At 64.2% G+C, this 21,655-nt stretch carries 17 protein-coding genes; 4 read left to right on the top strand and 13 right to left on the bottom strand.

Annotated features, from left to right (window positions below):
• Nucleotides 1-195 precede the first annotated feature (195 nt).
• A complete protein-coding gene (gene mutL / locus OHL12_RS14800) occupies nt 196-2,418 on the bottom strand; it encodes a DNA mismatch repair endonuclease MutL (RefSeq protein ID WP_263414588.1) in 2,223 nt (740 codons plus the stop codon).
• 88 nt (nt 2,419-2,506) lie between these two features.
• Here mutL and OHL12_RS14795 point away from each other — a divergent pair, with 88 nt between their 5' ends.
• A complete protein-coding gene (locus tag OHL12_RS14795) occupies nt 2,507-3,469 on the top strand; it encodes a glycoside hydrolase family 43 protein (RefSeq protein ID WP_263414587.1) in 963 nt (320 codons plus the stop codon).
• A gap of 39 nt (nt 3,470-3,508) precedes the next feature.
• Here the strand turns inward: OHL12_RS14795 and OHL12_RS14790 are convergent, their stop codons facing one another.
• From OHL12_RS14790 to OHL12_RS14770, 5 genes are read right to left on the bottom strand one after another with little or no spacing between them, the layout of a single operon-like run.
• Nucleotides 3,509-5,929: a GH92 family glycosyl hydrolase gene (locus tag OHL12_RS14790; protein ID WP_263414586.1), complete on the bottom strand. Its 2,421-nt coding sequence runs from the start codon at nt 5,927-5,929 to the stop codon at nt 3,509-3,511.
• 21 nt (nt 5,930-5,950) lie between these two features.
• Nucleotides 5,951-7,033: a CgeB family protein gene (locus OHL12_RS14785; RefSeq protein ID WP_263414585.1), complete on the bottom strand. Its 1,083-nt coding sequence runs from the start codon at nt 7,031-7,033 to the stop codon at nt 5,951-5,953.
• A gap of 40 nt (nt 7,034-7,073) precedes the next feature.
• Nucleotides 7,074-8,411: a M48 family metallopeptidase gene (locus tag OHL12_RS14780; RefSeq protein WP_263414584.1), complete on the bottom strand. Its 1,338-nt coding sequence runs from the start codon at nt 8,409-8,411 to the stop codon at nt 7,074-7,076.
• Nucleotides 8,412-8,463: 52 nt separating this feature from the next.
• Nucleotides 8,464-8,970, bottom strand: coding sequence for a DinB family protein (locus OHL12_RS14775; RefSeq protein WP_263414583.1), 507 nt, complete (start codon nt 8,968-8,970; stop codon nt 8,464-8,466).
• A 27-nt stretch (nt 8,971-8,997) separates the two neighbouring features.
• Nucleotides 8,998-10,113: a CgeB family protein gene (locus OHL12_RS14770; RefSeq protein WP_263414582.1), complete on the bottom strand. Its 1,116-nt coding sequence runs from the start codon at nt 10,111-10,113 to the stop codon at nt 8,998-9,000.
• Here OHL12_RS14770 and OHL12_RS14765 point away from each other — a divergent pair.
• Nucleotides 10,112-10,510: a resistance to Congo red protein gene (locus tag OHL12_RS14765; RefSeq protein ID WP_263414581.1), complete on the top strand. Its 399-nt coding sequence runs from the start codon at nt 10,112-10,114 to the stop codon at nt 10,508-10,510. The two genes, OHL12_RS14770 and OHL12_RS14765, sit on opposite strands and share 2 nt — an antisense overlap.
• Here OHL12_RS14765 and OHL12_RS14760 read toward each other — a convergent pair.
• The 7 genes from OHL12_RS14760 to OHL12_RS14730 all read right to left on the bottom strand — a co-directional run bounded on the left by OHL12_RS14760 (nt 10,507) and on the right by OHL12_RS14730 (nt 18,039).
• A complete protein-coding gene (locus tag OHL12_RS14760) occupies nt 10,507-10,836 on the bottom strand; it encodes a carboxypeptidase-like regulatory domain-containing protein (RefSeq protein WP_263414580.1) in 330 nt (109 codons plus the stop codon). The two genes, OHL12_RS14765 and OHL12_RS14760, sit on opposite strands and share 4 nt — an antisense overlap.
• A 23-nt stretch (nt 10,837-10,859) precedes the next feature.
• Nucleotides 10,860-11,990 carry a CgeB family protein gene (locus tag OHL12_RS14755; RefSeq protein ID WP_263414579.1) on the bottom strand — a complete coding sequence of 377 codons (1,131 nt, stop codon included), beginning with the start codon at nt 11,988-11,990 and terminating at the stop codon, nt 10,860-10,862.
• Nucleotides 11,983-13,095 (bottom strand): glycosyltransferase, encoded by a 1,113-nt coding sequence (locus OHL12_RS14750; RefSeq protein WP_263414578.1) that lies wholly within the window; start codon nt 13,093-13,095, stop codon nt 11,983-11,985. The genes OHL12_RS14755 and OHL12_RS14750 overlap by 8 nt, the downstream gene beginning before the upstream one ends.
• 161 nt (nt 13,096-13,256) lie before the next feature.
• Nucleotides 13,257-14,570 (bottom strand): TIGR04295 family B12-binding domain-containing radical SAM protein, encoded by a 1,314-nt coding sequence (locus OHL12_RS14745; RefSeq protein WP_263414577.1) that lies wholly within the window; start codon nt 14,568-14,570, stop codon nt 13,257-13,259.
• Nucleotides 14,567-15,700: a GDP-mannose 4,6-dehydratase gene (locus OHL12_RS14740; RefSeq protein WP_263414576.1), complete on the bottom strand. Its 1,134-nt coding sequence runs from the start codon at nt 15,698-15,700 to the stop codon at nt 14,567-14,569. The genes OHL12_RS14745 and OHL12_RS14740 overlap by 4 nt, the downstream gene beginning before the upstream one ends.
• A 159-nt stretch (nt 15,701-15,859) precedes the next feature.
• A complete protein-coding gene (locus tag OHL12_RS14735) occupies nt 15,860-17,017 on the bottom strand; it encodes an NAD-dependent epimerase/dehydratase family protein (protein ID WP_263414575.1) in 1,158 nt (385 codons plus the stop codon).
• Complete coding sequence (locus OHL12_RS14730; protein WP_263414574.1) at nt 17,014-18,039, bottom strand: glycosyl hydrolase; 1,026 nt, start codon at nt 18,037-18,039, stop codon at nt 17,014-17,016. Before OHL12_RS14730 ends, OHL12_RS14735 begins: the two co-directional genes overlap by 4 nt.
• Before the next feature lie 245 nt (nt 18,040-18,284).
• Between OHL12_RS14730 and OHL12_RS14725 the strand changes: the two genes are divergently transcribed.
• Both OHL12_RS14725 and OHL12_RS14720 read left to right on the top strand, forming a co-directional pair.
• Nucleotides 18,285-18,908: a biliverdin-producing heme oxygenase gene (locus tag OHL12_RS14725; protein ID WP_263414573.1), complete on the top strand. Its 624-nt coding sequence runs from the start codon at nt 18,285-18,287 to the stop codon at nt 18,906-18,908.
• 59 nt (nt 18,909-18,967) lie between these two features.
• Nucleotides 18,968-21,607 (top strand): ATP-binding protein, encoded by a 2,640-nt coding sequence (locus OHL12_RS14720; RefSeq protein ID WP_263414572.1) that lies wholly within the window; start codon nt 18,968-18,970, stop codon nt 21,605-21,607.
• The last annotated feature ends 48 nt before the right edge of the window (nt 21,608-21,655 follow it).

The following is a 21,655-nucleotide window of genomic DNA, read 5'->3' as shown; positions in this document are numbered from 1 at the left end:
GCTGATGTCGCCGGGCTGTTCGGGGCAGGTCGGACGAGGCGGAGACTACCCGCGACGTGCCTGCCGGACATTGTTCTGATGTGTGATGAAGGCGCGCAGCCGATGGCTTCCCAGCCGTCCTACGTTGGCTTTCTGACCCGGGAGTCCGCCGGGCCGAGACGTCGCACAAACCCGCCTGGGCGGTGCAGCGGGCAGCTAGATGCGCTGAAAGGCCCGCTGTATCTCTTTATGAGAATACCGCAGAGCGATGGGTCGGCCGTGGGGACAGGCCATGGGGTTCTCGGTTTTGCCCAGTTCGTCCAAAAGCCACTGCATTTTGCTGCTTTCGAGCGGCATGTTGATCTTGACCGCGGCGTGGCAGGCGATGGAGGCGGCGATGCGGCGGCGGCGCGCCTCGTAGTTGTCGGCCTGCGGCGCGTCCTCGTCGGCCTGCAGCAGTTCGGCCAGGGTCAGTTCGAGTTCCTTACCCTCGAGACCCACCGGGGCGGCGCGGACAGCAAGGGTGCGCGGGCCGAAGGGCTCCGCCTCGAAGCCGTTGCGGGCGAGCTCCTCTGCCATCAGGGCGAAATTGGCCATTTGCGCGGGGAGCAGGTCGATGAGCAGGGGCATGAGCAGCCGTTGCCGCTGCACGCGCTCGGTGTCGCGCTCGCGCATGACCTTTTCGAAAAGGATGCGTTCGTGCGCGACGTGCTGGTCGACGATCCAAAGGCCTTCTTCGTTGACGGCGAGGATGAACGAGTTCTGCACCTGCCCGAGGGGACGCAGGTTGGCGAGGCCGTTCAGGTTCGCGGTGTCTTCGATGCGGTCGGCTTGCGGGGCACGGGTGGCGGTGCCGGGCGGCAGGTGGGTGGCCCGATGCGGGTCGGTGTGGTTGGTCGGCAGTTGCGAAATGCGAGTCGCCGGTTGCGCCGCCACGTCGGTCTCGCGTCCGTCGGAGGCGCGGTCGGTCTCGTCCGGAAAGTGGCTGATGCCGAGCAGCGGGTCGTACTCCGAGGCGGGAAGCGGGCTGGGGTCGCTGAAGGCGAGACGGCCGGGGATGGGTGCATTGCGGAGCGCGGTGAGCTGAAAGGCGTCGTTTGCGTCGACCGGATCGCTGGTGCGGGCGAGCTCGCGGGCGGCACGCTCGCCCTCTTCGGCGGACATTGCTTCCTGGATTTGGTGCTCGCTCCACGGGGCGTCGCTGCCAGGGCCGGGGCCGCGCAGGATTGGGTCGAGTTCGATGCCGTCTTCGCGACCGTTCAAGAGGTTGTCGCCGGCCTGCGGGTCGGCGGGTTGGGCAGCGTCGCCAAAGCTTCGGCCCGCTCGGCCCGGCTCGACGGTGGTGGTGCCGAGAGCCGTGAGGAAGCCGGCGGCCGGGCGCGCCTTCATGACCGTGTTGCGCACGGCGTCGCGAACGAAGTCGTGCACGAAGCTGGACTGGCGGAAACGCACCTCGGTTTTGGCCGGATGCACGTTTACATCGACCTCGGCGGCCGGCATTTCCAGGAAGAGCAGAACGACCGGGAACGAGGTGGGCGGAAGGATGTTGCGATACGCCTCGGTCAGCGCGTGCAGGATGAGGCGGTCGCGCACCTGGCGGCCGTTCACGAAAACGTAGATCGACCCGCGGTTCAGCTTCTGCAGTTCGGGTTTGGAGACGAAGCCGCGCACGCGCAGGAAGCCGGGCTCGGGCGGCGTGTAGTCCGCGTCGCGCTTCCAAGGTGGCGGCTCGGGCAGGCCGGCGCGGGCGAAGTCGATCTCTGCGGCGCAGGGCAGCATGTCGCGGCTGATGTCCTGGCCGAGCACCTGGAAGAGGCGCTCGCTGGCGTCGCGCACGGTGGGCGCGACCAGCAGGGCGTTGGTGCTGGTGTGCAGCTCAAAGTGCTTTTCCGGATGCGCGAGGGCGTAATGCGTGACGAGCGCGGCGACGTGCGAGAGTTCCGTCGGTTCGGACTTGAGGAACTTCTTGCGCGCGGGCACGTTGAAGAACAGGTCGCGGATGGCGATGGAGGTACCGACGGGAGCGCCCGCGTCTTCGACGCGCGTCATCTTGCCGCCGACGATCTCGATGCGGGTTCCGACCTCGTCTTCGGCGGCACGGGTGTCGAGCTCCACGCGTGCTACGGAGGCGATGGAGGGCAAGGCTTCGCCGCGGAAGCCGAGCGTGCTGATGTGCAGGAGGTCGTCGGCGGAGCGCAGCTTGGAGGTGGCGTGGCGCTCGAAGGCGAGCATGGCATCGTCGCGGCCCATGCCGCAGCCGTTGTCGGTGATGCGGATGAGCTTGCGGCCGCCGCCTTCGACCTCGATGCGGATGCGCGTGGCGCCGGCGTCGACGGAGTTTTCGAGCAGCTCCTTGACGACAGAGGCGGGGCGCTCGACGACCTCGCCTGCGGCGATCTGGTTCGCAACCTGGTCGGACAGTACGCGGATGCGGCCCATGAGTTGATTGTACGAACTGTGCCCGGATTGCAGGACGAGCGTGGGCGCGCTGGACTAAGCTGGAGCGCAACTGGAGTCAAGACAAAGCATGACCCGCTGGATTCTTTCGCTTGCGCTGCTGCTGACACCGTGGGCTGCGCTGCCGCAGACCGCGGCCAATCCGATCCTGGATCACGCGGACCCGTTCATCACCCTGCACCCGGTGGAGGGGCGTTACCTGCTGCTGGGCACAACGGGGCGGAACATCACGATCTGGAGCGGGCCGACGGTGCCGACAGCGGCGTCGGAGTCGAAGGTCGTATTTACGCCGACGGACGGCCTGACGGAGATCTGGTCACCGACGATCTGGAAGATGGACGGCCGGTGGTGGATCTACTTCACGGGGCGCATGCCGGGCAAGCCGCACGCAATCTATGTGCTGGAGTCCAACACGGCGGATGCCCTGGGCAGCTACACATTTCGCGGCGCGCTGGACCTGAACGGGCGCGCGAGCATCGACCCTTCCCTGCTGACCGTCAGTGGCAGGAACTACCTGATGTATGTGACGGTCGACAGCGGAGCGAACGAGATCCACATGGTGCGGCTGCAGGGGCCGATGCAGCCGGCTGGGCCGGAGTCGCTGATCGCCAAGCCCGAGTACCCGTGGGAAAAGGGCGCGGGGACGACGCGCAACTACCCGGTGGACGAGGGGCCGACGGCGCTGTATCACGCTGGCAAGACGTTCGTGGTCTTCTCCGGATCGGACACGGCATCGCCGCGCTACTGCCTGGGGCTGCTGACTTTCAAGGGTGGCGATCCGCTGATGGCGGCGAACTGGACGAAGGCTCCGGAACCGGTGTTTACGGCGTCTCCCGAGCACGGCATCTGGGGACCGGGCCGTGGCACCTTTGCCGAGGGCAAGGACGGAACGTGGTGGCTGCTGTATGCGGCGAAGTCGACCGACGACCCGACACCACGGGCCCGCGCCACACGGGCGAAGAGGTTCACGTGGAAGGCGGATGGCACGCCGGACTTCGGCGTACCGACGAAGGACGGACCGATCACTCCTTAGAGAGCGCGAGTGGAAGTCCTGCCGCTTTCATGAGTCGGACTAACGCCACAAGTGCCGGCTGCGCGGCGCCTTCACCCTGCGTGGCTGCTGATCGGAAGAGCCAGGGGACGACATCGAGTAAGGGCGGGCTGCGGGGCTGACGGCCCACTTGCGGTTGGGCTCCTGTCCCATTTCGAATCGCAGGGTGCCGCCCGCCATGAGTTCGTCGTGGGTGAGGTAGACGCGGTCAATTGGCTTGCCGTTGAGCATGACCGACTGCACGTACTTGTTTTCGTCGATGAGTTGCGACGCCACGATGTGCAGGTGTTTTCCGTTGCCGAGTTGGAGGTCGATGTCGCGGGCGAAGGGGCGGCCGATGACGTACTGGTTGGAGCCCGGAGCGACGGGGTAGAAACCCATTTCGCTGAAGAGCAGCCAGGCGGACATCTGGCCCAGGTCGTCGTTGCCCACCAATCCGTCGGGCGTGGGCTGGTATTGCGAGCTGATGATCTGCTGCAACCGCTCGTCGGTGCGCCAGGGCTGGCCCGCGTAGCTGTAGAGATACGCGAGGTGGTGCGATGGCTCGTTGCCGTGGATGTACTGGCCGATGAGGCCCGAGATGTCTTCGACGTCGGCGTACTGTTTGGGATCGACGTGCTGGTCGAACATCTTGTCGAGCTTATCGACGAGCGCGATGTCTCCGCCGAGCAGTTGGATGAGGCCCTGCTCGTCCTGTGGCTGGTACCAGGAGTACTGCCAGGCGTTGCCTTCGGTGAAGCCTGAGCCGGCGCCGGCCTTGGCGGGGTCGAAGGGCTTGCGATAGCTGCCGTCGGCGAGGCGAGGTTCGGCAAAGCCATCCTTGGTGTTGAAGACGTTGCGCCAGTAGCCTGCGCGCTTGGTGAAGCGGTCGGCGATGTCGTTGCGGCCCAGCTTGCGCGCGACCTGCGCGATGGTCCAGTCGTCAAAGGCGTACTCGATGGTCTGCGAAACGGACTCGTCGTGCGAACCGGGCGCTCCCGTGTCGATGGGGATGTAGCCCTTGTCGATGTACTCGCCGATGTGGCCGTAGGGTCGGTAGTCGGCGGAGGCGACCATGGCGTCGAGAGCGGCGTTCGCGTCGAACCCGGGAGTGTCGGGGCCCGGCTTGTCCATGCCCTTCATGATGGCGTCGGCGAGGATGGGCACGGCGTGATAGCCGATCATGCACCACGTCTCGATGCCGGCGAACTGCCACACGGGAAGAATGCCGAAGGGTGATTGCTGCTGCGAGGCGAGCATGGAGCGCACGAGATCGCTGGTGACGCGCGGCGGTTCGATGAGCGTCATCAGCGGCTGCTCGGCGCGGTAGGTGTCCCAGAGCGAGAGCGAGCTGACGAAGTTGAAGCCGTCGGCATGGTGCACGGCGTGGTCGGGACCGCGGTAGTCGCCGTTCGCATCCATGGCGATGGAAGGCGCGAGCAGCGAGTGGTAGAGCGCGGTGGCGAGGGTCTTGCGCGTGGGCTCGTCGGCGTCGACGCGCAGGATGCTGAGCACGTCTTGCCAACGCTGCTGGGCCTGCGTACGCACCGCGTCGAAGTCGAAGGCGGGAACCTCGGCCTGCATGTTGGCGAGGGCGTTCGCTTCGCTAACGGGCGAGATCGCGACTTTCACAATCAGCTTTTGCGCACTGGCGAAGTCAACCGCTGCGACGATACCGCGGCCTTCGATGGCCTGAGTGTCTTCGGGCGTGTCGCCGGGTGTCTTGAAGCCGCGGTAAAGGATGGGCTGGTCTTCGCGGTTGTAGAGATGGGTTCCGGTGACCGGCGCGGAGAACCTCATCGCGAAGAAGAGCTGGCGTGCGGGTGCCCAGCCGCGGGTCTCGCGCATGCCGGTCAGTGTGGTGCTGCCATCGCCCTCGTGGCGGATGCGCAGCGACGACCACAGGACCTTGCCGGGGTAGTTGTAGATGGACGAGCGCAGGTCGATGAGCAGGTGCGCGGGCTTGCCTGCTGGAAAAGTGTAGCGGTGCACGCCGACGCGCGTAGTCGCGGTCAGTTCGGCGCGGACGTTGTAGTCGTCCAGCGTGACGGCGTAGTAGCCGGGGTGCGCCTCTTCTGTTTTGTGTTGAAAGCGTGAACGATAGCCGCTCTCGGGCTTGTCGATGTCGCCGGGATCGAGACGCACGTCGCCGCTGATGGGCTGGACGAGTACGTCGCCCAAGTCGGAGTGGCCGGCACCGCTGAAGTGCGTGTGGCTGAAGCCGAGAATGGTCGTGTCGCTGTAGCGGTAGCCGGCGGCCCACTTGTAGCTCTGCTTGACGGGGCGGATCTGCGTGTCGGGCGAGAGCTGCACCATGCCAAAGGGCAGCGATGCACCGGGGAAGGTGTGACCCTCCGCGCCGGTACCGATGAACGGGTCTACGTCCGCATAGGTGGAGCTTCGTTGCGCGGCGAGTGGCGCAGCAAGAAGGCAGAGGCATGCGACGGTGCGAAGAACACGCATGCGTGCCATTGTCGCAGGTGACTAAGTGGTTGCAGAGGTGATGCCGTTCATGACCTGTTCGAACTCTTCGGCGCGTCTGGCGGAAGTGTGCTTGGCCAGCGTGCGTTCGCGGGCGGCTTCGCCGATGCGGCGGGCTTCCGCTTCGTCGAAGTTGCGAAGAATGCTGAGCGCCTGATCGGTGCTGGAGGCGAGCAGAATCTCCTTGCCCGGGGCGAAGAACTCGTCCATGCCGGGCCACGCGTCGCTGAGGATCGGCGCGCCGCAGGCCGAGGCCTCGAAGAGGCGCACCGAGGGCGAGTAGCCGGCGGCGACCATGTCCGCACGCGTGAGGTTGAGCACCCAGCGCGAGGAAGAGTAGAGCGCGGGATGATCGGATGGCGGCAGGTGCGGATGCGTGACCACGTTGCGGGTCCACTGCGTGTCCGCGGGATACATGGGGCCGGCAACGAGGAAGCGCTCGCCGGGCAGGGCGGCGGCGGGAGCGTTCAGCAGCTCCATGAGCTTGGGCTGGCGGTCAGCGGCGTAAGTGCCAAGGTAGCTCATGGTGCAGGCGAACTCCGGCTGCACGGCAGTGCGGTGGTAGGCCTCGGGATCGACGGAGCAGTAGAACGGAACGGCTCGTGGAGAGCCGAAGCGCTGTTCGATCTCCATGAGCGTGGGTCCGCCGGTGAAGGAGAGATACGCCGCGTAAAACGGGATGTCCTGTGCGCGCAGGTATTCGCACTGGCCGTGCAGGCGCAGAGCAGCGATGGTGATGGGCGTGTCGATGTCGTAGAAGAGGACGGGCGCTTTCGCTTCCTGCTGGAGGAGGGCGGTGGCCGCGATGGCGTCTGGAAAGTAGGAGCCGACGACGATGCTGTCGGCGTCCCGGATGGCGTCGCGCACCGTGCCGATGCCGTCGCGCTGCCAATCTTCATAGAGCCAGAGCTTGACGTAGGGCGGCTCCGGCAGGTCGCGGTTCGAGCGGTACCACTCGACGTCCTTTTCGATGAAGGTGATGCTGTGGCCGCGCCGATGGAGCTCGCGGCAGAGCGCTCGAAAGGTGGTGGCGTGGCCGTTGCCCCAGGACGAGGTGATGGACAGGCCGAGAATCACGATCTTCATGCGAGCTTCATTGTAGAAGCTGCAAGCGGACGTGGCGCGGCTAATGCTTTGGGAAGTAGCGAGGTTCCATGCCGGGCTGCCACGGATCGTAGTGCGCGGCGAAGGCGGCGCGGCGGCCGATGGCCGGGTGCGAGTAGGTCCACCACTCCACGATGGGCGAGGGATTGGGATCGTCGAAGCTGGTCTGGCCGAGGAGTTGAAACGCGCTCCGCGCTGCCTCCTTGGGATCGGCAACCAGGCCGTGAATGGCCTCCTGGCCGTAGACGTCGGCAGCGTGTTCCTTGCTGCGGCTCAGGGCTTCTGAGATGGGCTGCGTAACCGCGCCGAAGACGCTGAAGATCAGCACGAGGACGGCGAGCGCTCCCCACTGCGACTGGACGGTGATGCCCCAGCGTGTGCCGTAGCGCCACAGCAGCGGTGTGAGCAGGTGGTAGCTGACGGCCAGCAGCAAAAGCAGGCCAAGCATGGACTGCGCGATACCCCACGCAATGTGGTGCAGAACATAGTGGCCGGATTCGTGGCCAAAGATGAACAGGATCTGGTCGGGCGTGCCCTTGGCGATGCTAGTGTCCCATACAACGACACGCTTGGAGGCGCCGAAGCCGGTCACGTAGGCGTTGAGCGTTGTGCTTTTCTCCGACGCCTTCATCAGGAACATGCGATCTGGCGGAATGTTCATGTGGCCGCGCTCGACCACCTGTTCGAGCCGTTGCACGAGTTCAGGGTGCGAGGCGTTGAGCGGCTCGAAATCACTGAAGAGCGGATCGATGACGTAGGGCGTGAGAAGGATGGCCACGAGTGTGATGGGAATGGACGCCGCCCAGAAAATGAGCCACCATCGCTGCGGCGCCTTGCGGATGACGAAGAAGAGAAGCATGACAAGCAGGCCGCCAATCGCCCAGCTCAAACCGAAACTCTTGGCCTGGTCTCCGAGCCAGCTCGCCCAACTCTGCACAGAGAGGCCGTAGCTTCGCCGCAGGTGTTGGCTGTACACATCCAGGGGTAAGCCCAGCAGGGTCGTTGCAAGCAGAAACAGCAACAAGAAGGCGAAGCCCTGCGCCCATCGATTGCGAAAGCGCGAAGTGACAGCGCTCTGCATGCGGCCAATCACGCCGAAGTGCAGCAGGAGGTAAAGCGAGATGATGCCCCACGCCGTGCCACCAATTTCGAGCAGTGTGCGCGTGTGCTCCAGGTGCTCGGCCTTGGTCAGGTCCTCGAGCGGAAGGCGGTACGAGCGAAGGTTGCCATCGCGTGGAGTTTCGTTGATCTCGGCCTGGGCGGCGCGTTCTGCGATGTGCTCGGCCGTAGTTCCCTGCGCACGCAACGTGCCGCTGCCGATCCACAGAACGAAAAGAAACAGGAACACCAAACGCCGCATGGATGTGCTCTCACCAAAGGTCTGCAGATCGACTGATGCATCGTAACTCTGTTCAGGCGCGGCTGTCCCGGAGCTTGCGGAGAGACGCGAGGTGATGAAGATCGTGGCCGGCCGCGATCTCGATAAGATTCCACAGCGTGATGGGACCGGCGGAAGGATGAGTCGCCGGCCGTTTCTTATCGTCTTCGCTCAGCGCATCGAGGAAGGCAAGGTTCCATTCGCGGATGGTTCGCCAGGTTTCGAAAGCAGCCGGGAAGGTGAAGGACTTGCCAGAGTAAGCGCGCGCCCATGGGTCCTGCTCAAACGACTGCAGCACCGGGTTGTCTTCGCCGAAGGTCTGGCGCAGCCGCCACGCCCAGGCGATCTCGCAATCGGCAAGGTGACACATCTGTTCGCGAAGGCTCCACTTGCCGGGCGCGGGAACCGCGTCGATCTCCGCGCTTGAGAACGCTGCGAAGAGCCCCTGCAGTTCCCCCGGCGTCGTTCGCATCGCGTCGCCTGCGTCGCGGCCCTCGAGCAGGTACACATAGGGCACTTCCGGCTTTGCTTCAGCACTCATCGCGGCCTCCTGTGGTGAAGGCCTATGCTATCGCTTTCCTCTGAGGAAGCGAATGGCATCGTCGGCCTGCGCGGCGCGTTGCGCGTAGGTATGGTCGCGCAGGGCTCGCTGGAGGAATGCCTGGCCAATGCGTTTGGTGGCCGCGGCGTCGTGGGTGTGCAGATGGCGGACGACGTCTTCGGCGTTCCGCACGACGAGGATTTCGGTGTCGGGCTGGAAGCAGTCATCGAGCCCCGGCCAGTCGTCGCACAGCATGCAGGCGGCGGCGCCGGCGGCCTCAAACACGCGCGTCGGTGGCGAGAAGCCGCTGTTCGCCATGCTGGCACGGTTGATGTTGAGCACGGTGCGCGCGGAGCAGTTGAGCACGTTGTGCTGGGCGGTGGGGACGTGGCCGATGTACTTCACGTTGGGTGGCATCGGCTTGTCGCCCCAACCCTCGCCGCCAAGCAGGAAGGTCTGGTCGGGTGCGAGTTCGGCGGCGCGCAGGAAGAGTTCTTCGACACGTGCCTCGCGGTCGGGAAGGCGATTGCCGAGAAAGGCAAGATCGCAGGCGTACTTCGGATCGGGCGCGACGGGATAGTGCGTTTCCGGGTCGAGGCCGTTGTAGGCCTGGATGTAGTGCTGCACGCCGTAGCGCTCGAAGCCTTCGCGGCAGACGGGGCCGCCGCCGTAGCTGAAGATCGCGTCGAGCCGTGGCACAACGGCCCGGAAGCTGTCGTTCGGGTCCGCGTCCATGCGCGCGAGCGTGGCGGGCGAGTCGACGTCCCAGTAGATGGCGAGCGCGTGCGGCTGCGCTTCGAGGATCAGTGATTCCGTAAGCGCGTCGTCCACGCCGATGCCGGAGTGCTTCACGACGACGTCGGCCTTGCGCGCTTCCTCAAAGACCTCGTGCAGCGTCGGCAGGTGATCGTAGTCGGGACCGTGGCCGAAGTCGCCTTCGCTGCCCACGGGCTTGTAGGTGACCAGGTTCGCGAACGAAAGATCAACGTCGTCCTTGTGCGTCTGGCGGCCGTAGGCATCGGGTTCGGCGAAGGTGACTTCGTAGCCGAGGCGCGCCAGGTACTTGTAACAACCGCGATAGTAGGTGGCCGCGCCGTTCCAATAGCTGGAGACGAGCGACGAGCCGAAGGCGAAAATCTTCATGTACATTCTTTCCGTGAACCGTCTGGCTTACACCATCTGGCTTTTGATTGCCGTGTTGGCTGCTGTTGGAGTGGGACTTACGGGCGTGGTCAACAGCGACCAACTGACAGTAGTCATACTGCTTTTCCTCTGTGTCGCGCTAGCCTTCATCGCTATGGACTTTAGGAGAAGATTGCGTGCCGGAGAACGCCCGGTTCGCCGGACGAGATGGAATCGCTACTTATCGGTAGGCATGCTCGTACTCTTGCAGATCTCCTTGTATGTCAGCGCCTGGATGTTTCGTCACGGTCCTTATGGTCCTGCCGCAGTCGGCGTACTCGTCAATCTGATCTGGAGTTGGAGTCTTGTAAAGCGTCTGCGGCATACGACCCCGCATAACACGACCAAGTTTCCCTAATACCAGCGGTTGCCGAAGTTGGAGAGGTCAGGCGCGGTGTCGCGCAGTTGCGTGGTGATCCATGTGTCGCCCCTGGCGGAGATGGCGATGCCGGTGCAGGTGGGGCTGGCGTGTGCGTCGCGCTGCACGCACACCTGGTACTCGCCCGGGGGCAGATCAACCGTGTAGTTGCCGGCGTCGTCGGTGGAAGCGGAGCGCTCTAATCCCTGCTGCGGCGAGGTCGCGCGGATGCGGACCTGCATCTGCGGCAACACCGCGCACCGCTGGTCTTTCACCCGGCCGTGCAGCGTGGCTGCCGAGCAAACCAAGGTGGATGCGAAAAGCAATGCACAGCTGCACTGGGCGAAGGTCATCCCAGCACCTCCTCGGTGAGGATGCGCGTGAGTTGCGCCGCGCGGTGCGCGCAGGTGTGGCGCGCGAGCACGGTGGCGAGTCCCTGTTCGATCTGTGCCTGCGCGTTGTCGCGTTCTTCGGGATCCAGCAGCAAGTTCAGCTCTTCGTACGCGTCTTCGCCGTTTGAGACGAGGGTGAAGTCGCCCGGGCGGAAGAGTTCTTCGGTGTCCTGCCAGGGCGCGGAGACGAGCGGGATGCCGCTGGCGAGCGCCTCGAAGACGCGGATGGTCGGGATGCCTGTGAGCGCGTCGTTGTACTGCTGGCGCGGAACGTGCATCGTGACGCGGCTTCGCGCGTACACGTCCGGCGCGGCGAGATTCGGAAGATAGCCGCCGTAGCGAATGCCGGCATCGGCGAGCGCGGCCAGACCGTCGGCGGGATAGCGCACGCCGTAGATGGTGGCACGAAAGCCCTCAGGGCCGTATTGCTCGCGCAAACGCCTGGCCGGACGGATCAGGAACTCGCGCAGTTCGGCGGACCGCTCGCCGTCTCCCCAGTTGCCAACCCATATCAGCTCCTGCTCGGTGGGCGCCTCGCGCGGGTAGAAGACGGTGGTGTCCGCGGCTTCGTGCAGCGTCCAGCACTCCGTGATGCCGAAGCGCTCCTTGTAGATCTTCGTGAGCGCGTCGCCAAAGGCGAGCACGCCGTCGAACTCGTCGACACGCAGCGACCGGATCGCCTCGGGTGAGGAGGAGGCGCGGTGATGCGTGTCATGGAAGAGAGCGCGGAAGCCGAGTTCCGACCGCAGGTCGAGGAGGAGATCGATCAGTCCGCGCTCGTTCCACTCATGCACTATCACGGCATCGAAGCCGTGCAGTTCGCGCATGAGCTCGTTGCGCAGGTCCGGGTCAGTCGGGTCGTAGAGTCGCAGGTCGATGTCGGGGTACGTCGTGGCGAACTGCGCCAGCGAGGCTTCGCCGTTTGGCTCTGTGCGCAGGTTCTCGACACTCCAGTTGGTCACCGGCTCAAGGACGCGCACGGTGTGGCCAAGCGACCCGAGTTCGCGCGCCAGACCGCGCAGGAAGTGGGCATTGCCATTGTTCCAGTCGGAGCGCAACGTGTGCAGAAAGATGGCGATGCTAAGCAACGGCAGAGTTCCCCCGGGGTGAATCCATCAGTTCACGATAGAGCGCGCGGTAGGAATCTGCCATGCGCTCGCGCGTGTACTGGGCGGCGGTGGCCTCGGCTTGCTGCTGCGCCAGGGCCAACGCCCTGGGCGAGCTGGCGAGGTGCTCGATCGCTGCAGCGAGTTCTTCGACGGTGCGGAAGTACAAGGCAGCGTTGCCCCACACCTCCCGCATGGATTCGATATCCAGCGCAAGCAGGGCGCAGCCGGAGCGCGCGGCTTCCAGCGCTGAAAGGCCAAATGGCTCGTAGATCGCGGTCGACAGATACATTGCCGATTGCGCGAAGAGCGAGAGCAGGTCGCGGCGCGAGGTGTTGCCGAGCAATTGGATTGCCTCGCTGCCCTTCCACTTCAGAGTCTCGTTCTCGTGCTGCGAAGCTCCCGCGACAAGCAGGGGTACGGCTGGGTGTTGCAGGCGCTGCAAGAGGGCCACGTTCTTGGCCTGATCCCACAGACGTCCCGCGGTCACCGCCTGCAGCAGCCGCTCCTGCGGTGGGCGAGGCCGAAAGCTGACGCCGTTGTAAATGACTCGTGTGTGTGCCGGAGCGGGGAAGCCATCACGAAAGGCCTGCAGCATCCATCGGGTGGGTGCAACGACTGCGGATGCCTGCTCCACGCCATGGCGCACCAGCGAGACGTACCGGTCGATCCAGGGCGACGGCTCCGGCTCTGTTCCGTGAACCTCTCGAAACCAGGACAGAACGTCTGAGTGGGCGACCACCAGGCGCGGGCAATCCACCGGAAGAGCGCCGTAGCAGAATTGTGAGCTGTGAAAGACTTCCGGAGCAAACGTTCGCGCAATGCTGAGCAGGCGCGGCTCGAACGGATCGACCTGGTCGTTGCGCTGCTCCCACTCCAGCGGCACGGAGTGAACCGCGGAGTCGAACCGGCCCGGGTTGCGCTCGCGCATGGCCCGCAGCCAGCCCAGTTGTTCCGGGCTGCAGGTGCTTCCGACGGCAAAGAGGAAGATGCGAATGTAGGGGTCGGCCCGCAGCAGACCTGCAACCAGTTCTCGCGTTTGGGTCCACACGCCGCCGACAGTGTCGGTGGTCATCAGGATGCGCATGAACTCATCCGGGTCAACGCAGGACCAGCAGCGAAAGGTGCTGCTGGATCAAACGATTGAGGCTTTGCGGGAGCCAAACAGGCGAGGCAATTAGGCAAAGCAGAGACGGCACTACCAGGCATTTGCAAAGCGGAATCGGGGGCAACAAACCTGGGAACGAATCAGCGGCATGCAGACTCGAGTTCAGGCAGCGGAATGGGTTGCTGATCCTGGATGTCGGAGAATCCCTTGTCCGCGAAGAGATTGAGGTAGAACTCATGGGCCCGTTCCCAGGCACGGTCGTCCGGCTGCGCGCCGAAGGTCGTGACGTACTCAGGAGATCCGGGAAAGGGGAACATAGGCACCGGCTCAGAGACCCAGACGCCGTTGGCCTTCAGATGATCCTGGAAGGCGCGCACCTCTTCGGGATTGTCGTGCGGTGTCTTGATCAGGTTTGCCTGCACCCAGGGGATGCGGGTCTTTGCGTACACCAGGAGCTCGGTGATGCGCTCCGTGGAGTACTTGCAGTTCTTGTTCATCTCGTCGCGGCCCTGCTCGGTGATGCTCTCGATGCCGCACTCCATGCTGATGCAGTGGGCGCGGCCGAGCAGGTCGAATCCTGCCTCGTCCCACAGGTCGATGCGGGTCTGGAAACCGATGGACAGCGAAGGACGCTTCGCGATCTCTTCCAGCAGAGTGCGTACGTTCTTGCCGACGCCAAAGATTTCGTCGATGAAGTAGATGTAGGTGACGCCGCGCGCCATCAGCGCGTCGATCTCCGCGACCACCTCGGCGACGTCGCGCTCGCGGTACTTGTTGCGGAACTGTGTCTTGTTGCAGAAGGTGCAGGCGTAGGGGCAGCCGCGAGCAAATTCGAGTTCAGCGCCCAGGCCTTCGACCGGCGTAAAGATGTGGTGCTTGTGCGTGTGCAGCTCGATGGGGTAGTCGCTAAAGTCCAGGTGCGACACCATCTTCATGTCGACCACGCCGAGCGGCTCGGAGGCCTGCATCACGCGGCCGTTCTCTTTCCACACGCAGCCCGGAATGGCGAAGCGCGGCGTGGTGGCCAGCAGCGGCAGGTTGGAATCCGGCTCGCCACGCAGAACCACGTCGGCGCCGGTCTTATTGAGCGTGGCGATAGGCGTGGACGAACCATGCGGTCCGATGATGACGGTGGTGGGACGGTGCGTGCGGCCGGTGGTCAGGGCGCGCAGCCAGGCCTGGGGCACGCGGAGCTCCGGCTGCGGGCAGCGCCAGAACAGGTAGCTGTTCGCCGTGGGCATGACAAGGAAGTCTTCGCCGAAGCCCTCAAGCTGGACGCGCACTTCGTCCGTCGTCAGCTTCAGCAGGAATGCGTCGATCAGCAGGACTTCGTGGCCGGCGCGGCGCAGGAACTCACGCGCTCCCAGCAGTTCCAGCGGGACCACGGGCGCCTGCGAGCCGAAGTAGGTCGAGCCCTCCCACGACCAATGCGGGTTGACCAGGGCAAACTTCACCGCGCCTCCGCCGTGGCCAGCGCCGGGGTGGACAGCGCGGACGAAAAACCTTTGTCGGACAGCGGTTTGGCATCCGCGGAAGCGGCGGGTCGCTGCGCGATCAGGCCGCGGTTGGCGGAGTAGAACGCCTCAATACTGTCGAGGATCTGATCCAGTGAAAGTGCGGCCTTCCAACCCGTGTGGCTCTCGAGGCGGGTGGTGTTCGAGACGTACAGCGGCTGATCGCCGGGCCGGGTGTCACTGAACTCGAGCCGAGCAGGGCGCTCCACGCGCCGTTCAATCTTTTCGAGGAGTTCGCGAATCGAGATGGCGCGGCCCATGCCGCCGCCGACGTTGTAGACATGCCCGGCGGTGCTGCCGATGTTGTCCCGGGCGGCGACGAAGGCATTCACCAGGTCGTCGATGTGCAGAATGTCCCGGACCTGGAGGCCGTCGCCGTAGACCGTGATGGCCCGACCGGAGAGCACGCTGTACAGGAAGTGGGCGACCCAACCCTGGTCTTCATTGCCGAACTGGCGCTGGCCGGCGATGCAGCTCATGCGGAAGACTACGGTGGGCAGGTCGTAGATGCGCGCGTAGTCGCGGACATACTGGTCCGCCGCGCCCTTGCTGCAGCCGTAGGGCGAGTGGAAGTCGAGCGGCGTACTCTCGTCCGCTCCGATGAACTTTCGATCCGTGGCCCGATAGCGAGTGCCGGCCTTTTCCACCGGAACCGATTCCAGCGAACCGTACACCTTGTTCGTCGAGGTAAAGAACACCATCGGCTGGCGACCGTGCCGGCGCGCCGCTTCGAGGACGTGGAAGGTGCCGAGCGCGTTGGTGTCAAAGTCGCACTTGGGGTCGGTGATGCTGGTCGTCACGGCGACCTGTGCAGCCAGATGGTAGATCTGCGTCGCGTAGCGAGCGGCGTCGCTCACCTGTTGCGCATTGCGTACGTCCCCGTGAATGTAGCGCAGGTTCTTCGCCTGGGGCAGGGTACGCAGCCAGCTCAGGTTGTGCTCGGTGCCGCGACGCGACAAGTTGTCGAAGATGGCGACGTTGTTGCCGCCTTCGGCAAGGAGCCGAGCTGCCAGGTTTGCACCGACAAATCCGGCGCCACCGGTGATCAGGATCTCGCGCTGCACTGCCATTCTGGTCGCGTTATTACCTTTCGTGCCTCGAACTGACGTTCCAGGGTACTCCAACGAATGTACCTGTTCTTTGTACCTTTATGGGAATAGATGCGGGTTTCACGGCACAGGAACACCCGTTGCACCAAAAAGGTTGCTTCCTTGTGTTTACCGCGCCACTCAGGCGGTCAATCCGTGTGCCGCCAGTTGCTGCAGCATGGTGTCTGCCTTGTCTTCGGCCTCCTGGCCGGCGAGCCAGTCGGCAAGCTCGGCGAAACCTTCTTCATGGGTCACCTGCGGCTCGTAACCGAGCAGCGCGCGCGCCTTGGAGATGTCGGCGTAGCAGTGCCGGATGTCGCCGGCGCGGTATTTACCGGTGACCACAGGCTCCAAGCCTTTGCTGCCCAGAGCGTTGGCCAGCAGTTCGGCCACGCGACGGATCGAAACCGGGTTCCCGGAGCCGACGTTGATGACTTCCCCATTCGACTTCGGGGCGTCCATCGCCAGGATGTTGGCGCGAACGATGTCGTGGATGGAGACGAAGTCGCGCTGCTGCTCGCCGTCCTCAAAGATGAGCGGCTGGCGGCCGTTGAGCATGCGCGAGGCAAATACGGCGGCGACACCGGTGTACGGGTTCGACAGTGCCTGGCGGGTGCCGTAGATGTTGAAGAAGCGCAGGGCCGTCACCGGCAGGCCGTAGGTGCGGCCGTAGATCATGCAGAGCTCTTCCTGGTCGCGCTTGGAGAGGGCATACATGCAGTTGATCTCGCTAGGCTTGTCCTCGTCGGTGGGAACCGGCTTCAACGCGCCGGAGTCACCGACCGAAACCTCCCACTCGCCGCGCTTCAGTTGCTCCACGGTGCGGACCGGAGGAGCGTAGCGCTTGCCATCGGCGCCCACGTAGCGGCCTTCGCCGTAGATGGACATGGAGGAGGCGACGACGATCTTCTGGACCGGCGCCTTGGTGTCGAGCACGGCCTGCAGCAGTTCCGCGGTGCCCTGCGTGTTCACGCTCATGTAGCGGCTGATTTCGTACATGCTCTGGCCCACGCCGACCGTGGCGGCGAAGTGGTAGATCACGTCGATGCCTTCCAGCACGCTCTTGAGCAGGTTGGGATCGCGCACGTCGCCGTGGACCAGCTCGACGTCGTTGGACAGGTAGTCGGGCCGGACGCCGCCGGGATGGACCTGGGGCGTCAGATCGTCCAGAACGCGGACGGCGTGGCCCTGGCGCAAGAGGCCATCGGCCAGGTGCGAGCCGACAAAGCCGGCGCCGCCGGTGATGAGGACGTTGCGCTTCTGGGTGGACGGGAGAGATTGTGCGCTCTGGATGCTCAAACGGCGAGGACCTCTTCTTTCGAGACTTGTGCGGGGCTGGTGACCTGGTGCTGCGCGTTCAGCTCGGCGTGGCGGCGACGCATTTGGGAAAGGTCATACAGCGATCGGGAGTTGGGGTTGACCGGAACGGTCTGGCCAGGGGAGGCGTAGCGTTCCACGGCCCAGGCGGCAAACTCGGCAAAGTCGGCGTTGTCCAGCGGCGGGCTGGTGTGGTGGTCTTCCTTGCCCAGGTGCCCCGGCGTGAAACACAGGGTCATGGCGACCTGGAAGGGCCAAAGCTGGGTGAAGACGTGGTCGAACCAGGCCTCGGCGTCCGGGCGGTACGCATCGGCCCAGCTCAGCCCGGTGCGCAGATTTTGCACCTCGTGCTCACGCATCCAAGCGACCGCATCGTCGAGGCGATGGTCCTGCCAGTGGAACCACTGGCACAGGCCCACGGAGCCGTCCGTTGGGAAGTCCGCGGCGGCCAGCTTGGGCGTGCCGTCGTGGCGCAAGAGGCCCAAATAGTAATGCCGGTAATAGCTGGAGCCCTCTGCCTCTTTATGGCGGGTTTCTGCGGGCCAGCTTGGCGGCAGGTCGTACAACGAGTACCAGTGGATGCGGGGAGTTCTGCCGCGCAGGAGATCGATCGTGCGGCGGAAGCCCATCTGGGCGACTTCCTCCAAGCCAAAGGACGAGCAGCCGACCTCTGTGACCCAGACCGGTCGTCCGGTGACCTGTTCGGCTTCGCGAATCTTTTCCGGCCACTCGGTGAGCTGCCAGTGATTCCAGTCCAACGGAAAGCCGTGGATGGCAACGGCATCGACGTGCTCCATGACTCCGTAGCCAGCCTGCAGGCGGAGCCAGTCCGGGTCGCCGGACGACACACCGCCCAGGACGATGGGCAGCACCGGGTTCACTGAGCGCATTGCCGCCGCACCCTCTTTGACCATGGCGGCGAACTGCTGCCAGCCCGGGTCCAGGTGGAAGTTCCAATGGGACAGGTTGTTCGGCTCGTTCCAGACAACGACGGCTTCGATCAAGAGCAGTGACCCTTTCTCACTGGAGCATGCAGGTTCCGGCAGCGCGCATGGAGCACCCGGAGCGGGATGCAGCTTTGTAGATGCAGGGTAACAGCTAAGTAGATGCTCGCGACACAGGTTTCGGCGGATTTAGTCTCCGGGCGGAGCTCGCTTACGCTTCCGTCCTGCGGATCGAAGGCGGGGCGGGAGGCCTACGGCTTTGCTAGGCTAAAACGGTACGGATGCGCCAGGGAGCGGCCTGATTTATGGATGCAAAGCTGCTGCGCGAGGCGACGCGGCCCGAGCACGAAGCGACCGAAGCGATGGTCCCCCTGATGCACCCGGACCTGACACGGGCGGAATACGTGGTTGTGCTGCAACGCTTTTATGAAGCGATCCGTGCGTGGGAAGCGGTAGCGGCGAGACGGGTTCCACCGGCCTACGCGGACCTGGTGCGGCAACGGAGCCGGCGCGCGGCGCTGGAAGCCGATCTCCGGTTTTTCCAGGCGGATTTCCGGAGCGATCTCCCGGCTGGGGTTGTCGAGCAGATCGAGCATCTACTGGCAGACGCACCCGCAGACGCACCAGAGCAAGCCGGCCGTTTTCTGGGAGCCATGTATGTTGTGGAGGGTTCCACGCTGGGAGGCCAGTACATTGCCAGCCACGTGGAGTCGGTTCTGGGGCTGACCGCCGGCGAAGGCACCGCCTTTTTCCGCGGATACGGCTCCTCCACAGTGCCGAAATGGCGGGAGTTTCAGCGCGTTCTGATGGACCTGCCGGATATCTACAGCGACGAAGCGATCGGCGCGGCGAAGGAAATGTTTGGCGTGTTCCGCCGGTGCCTCTCAAAGAGCTCTGAAGCGGACCAAAACGCTTTGTTCATGACTTAGAAAAACTGTGATTGCGCAGGCTGCATCGCCCTCGGTTCGCGCATCCTATTAGGCTTCCGATGTCAGTTGAATTGAGCGCTCCCATAGTGGCGCAAGAGCCAGCAGATGTTCCTGCAACCCCTCTGGAAGGTTGCGCGCAGGAGTTGATTCGCACCCCGGGGGCGATCCAGCGGCACGGGTTCCTGCTTGGCCTGGACGCCGAGCAGCAGACCGTCATTCTTGCCAGCGAGAATGCCGAAGAGTTCCTTGGAGTCCCGGTCAAGCTGATCCTGGGTGGATCGCTGGATCTGCTGTTTGAGCGCGAACTGCTTGCGGCGCTTCGCCAGGTGAACTGCCGCGTAGACCCGTCCGGCATGGTCAGCTACCTGGGCGCGTTCCAGATCCGGAAGGAACTGTTCTCGGTCATCACGCATTGCGTGGAAAGCACGCGCATCCTGGAGTTCGAACGCCAGGACCGGTTGGTGGGCGCCGAGATGATGAACGCCGTCATCACCAACTTTGTGGGGACCCTGGCGCGGCTGAAGACCCGCCAGGAACTGTGCCAGGCGTTCACCGACCAGTTTGCCGCTCTGACCGGCTTTGATCGGTGCCTGCTGTACTGCTTTGACAACGAGGGTCACGGCACCGTGTTGACGGAGTCGAACAGCGGACGCCTGCCCAGCTACTTGGACCTGCGCTTCCCTGCCACTGACATTCCGGCGCAGGCGCGCGAGCTGTACGTCCTAAATACCGTTCGCATTATCCCCAACGCGAACTACACCCCGTCTCCCATTGTGCGTATCTCCGAGAACCCGGGTGCAGCTGCTGCTGGCACGCAGGCGATTCCGGCGTTTGACCTGTCTCTTTCGGTTCTGCGTTCCGTATCGCCGGTTCACCTGGAGTACATGCGCAACATGGGAACGCTGTCTTCCATGAGTGTGTCCATCGTGGTGGACGGCCAACTGTGGGGCCTGATCAGCGGCCACCATGCCGAGCCACGCACGATTCCATTCCTGGTCCGATCGGCCTGCGACATGCTGTCCAAGATGGTTGGGACGCAGTTGAATGCGTTCCGCACGGCAGACCGGCTGCACGACCTGGTCGAGTTCCATGCGGTGCAGAGGGAGTTGCTAACGCAGATCGCGGCGGAAACCGACTACATCCCGGCGCTCGCCACCCGCATGGATCGGCTGCTGAAGGTTACGCACGCCTCGGGCGTGGCTTTGTCGGACTTCGGAACGGTGTACACCACGGGCCGGGTGCCGCCGAAGCGTGTCCTGACCCAGATTGTGAACTGGCTGGATACCAAGGGCGAATTCGAGGTCTACGCAACCCGCACCCTGGGCGCCGAACTGCCCGCGGTCGCGTCTTCCGCCGCGGAGGCAAGCGGTCTGCTCGCAATTCGAATTTCAGATCTGTCGCAGCGCTACATCCTGTGGTTCAAGCCGGAGATTCTGGAAACGGTGACCTGGGCCGGCGAACCCGTAAAGAACGTGGACAGCAACGAACGCTTGCATCCGCGAACCAGTTTCGCCCAGTGGCAGCAAACGTTTCACGGCCAGAGCGAACGCTGGAGCAACGTGGAAACCGAATCCGCTACAGAGTTCCGCAATGCGCTGGTAACGATCAGCCTGCAGCGCGCGGAGGAAGAAGCCGAGCTGAGCTCTGCCCGGTTCCTGCAGTTGACCCACAGCCTGCCCACCAAGGTATTCACCTGCAATGCGGAAGGCATGCTGACCTATGTGAATCAGCGCTGGCGAGAGGATGGCCTGAGCGACAGCGGCTTGTGGTTCGGAGATGGCCGCCTGGCTCCCGAAGACGAAGCCCGGGTCAGGGCTCTGTGGGAAGAGGCTGTCGTCGATCAACGGGAAGTTCTGGAGGCGGAGGTTCGCGTGCGCAGCAACGGCGCCGACCGCTGGAACCTGGTGCGCCTTACACCGTTTCGCAGGGTGGGCAAGCGGCCCGCGGGCTGGGTTGGATTTCTGCTGGACCTGACCGAGCGGCGGGAGCGCGAAGATGCCCTGCGCATCGCGGAAAAGCTTGCCCTGAGCGGACGCATGACCAGCGTGATCGCGCACGAAATCAACAACCCGCTGGAATCCATCACCAACCTGATGTACCTGCTGCGGCTGGAAGCGGGCGACACCGGAAACGCCGGCGAGTACATTGGCATGGCGGAAGCTGAGCTGGAGCGGATCAGCGGCATCACCAAGCAGACGCTGCGCTGGAATCGGGAAGATCGCGCTGCGGAAGAGGACTTCCTGGCATCCGCGATGTTTGGCGAGGTTCTGCGCCTTTTCCAGGGCAAGACGCGCAACCGCATGATCGCGGTTCACAAGCGCTATGCCGAAGACATCGTGGTGCATGGCGTCATCGGGCAGATTCGGCAGGTGCTGGCAAATCTGATCTCCAACGCGCTGGACGCGGCGCGCGTGGGCGGCAACGTAACCCTGAACGCCGTGTATGACGGGGACGATACCGTGCTGAGCGTGACCGACGATGGCGCGGGCATTCCGGAATCGATGCGGAAGCATGTGTTTCAGCCCTTCTTTTCAACCAAGGGCGACCTGGGCAACGGGCTGGGCTTGTACATCTCGCACGAAATCGTCGAGCGTCACCACGGCAAGCTGGAAATCGACTCGGCAGAGGGCAAGGGCACCACGGTCCGGGTACGCCTGCCGCGGCATCCTTCGGAACCGGTCGTGTCCGCCTCCCAGTAAGCGGCGTTTGTTGATGGTTCGCGAGCGGAAAGACAGCATCGGGTGGTG

The organism is Terriglobus aquaticus (assembly GCF_025685415.1).
In the GTDB taxonomy this organism is placed as follows: domain Bacteria; phylum Acidobacteriota; class Terriglobia; order Terriglobales; family Acidobacteriaceae; genus Terriglobus; species Terriglobus aquaticus.
This window is presented reverse-complemented; position numbering and strand designations above follow the sequence as displayed.

Coding starts and splice junctions, on each gene's coding strand:
- OHL12_RS14790 (WP_263414586.1), bottom strand. CDS start 5,929: ATGCGTGTTCTTCGCACCGTCGCATGCCTCTGCCTTCTTGCTGCGCCA.
- OHL12_RS14780 (WP_263414584.1), bottom strand. CDS start 8,411: ATGCGGCGTTTGGTGTTCCTGTTTCTTTTCGTTCTGTGGATCGGCAGC.
- OHL12_RS14725 (WP_263414573.1), top strand. CDS start 18,285: ATGGATGCAAAGCTGCTGCGCGAGGCGACGCGGCCCGAGCACGAAGCG.
- OHL12_RS14785 (WP_263414585.1), bottom strand. CDS start 7,033: ATGAAGATCGTGATTCTCGGCCTGTCCATCACCTCGTCCTGGGGCAAC.
- OHL12_RS14770 (WP_263414582.1), bottom strand. CDS start 10,113: ATGAAGATTTTCGCCTTCGGCTCGTCGCTCGTCTCCAGCTATTGGAAC.
- mutL (WP_263414588.1), bottom strand. CDS start 2,418: ATGGGCCGCATCCGCGTACTGTCCGACCAGGTTGCGAACCAGATCGCC.
- OHL12_RS14765 (WP_263414581.1), top strand. CDS start 10,112: ATGTACATTCTTTCCGTGAACCGTCTGGCTTACACCATCTGGCTTTTG.
- OHL12_RS14795 (WP_263414587.1), top strand. CDS start 2,507: ATGACCCGCTGGATTCTTTCGCTTGCGCTGCTGCTGACACCGTGGGCT.
- OHL12_RS14740 (WP_263414576.1), bottom strand. CDS start 15,700: ATGGCAGTGCAGCGCGAGATCCTGATCACCGGTGGCGCCGGATTTGTC.
- OHL12_RS14775 (WP_263414583.1), bottom strand. CDS start 8,970: ATGAGTGCTGAAGCAAAGCCGGAAGTGCCCTATGTGTACCTGCTCGAG.
- OHL12_RS14720 (WP_263414572.1), top strand. CDS start 18,968: ATGTCAGTTGAATTGAGCGCTCCCATAGTGGCGCAAGAGCCAGCAGAT.
- OHL12_RS14750 (WP_263414578.1), bottom strand. CDS start 13,095: ATGCGCATCCTGATGACCACCGACACTGTCGGCGGCGTGTGGACCCAA.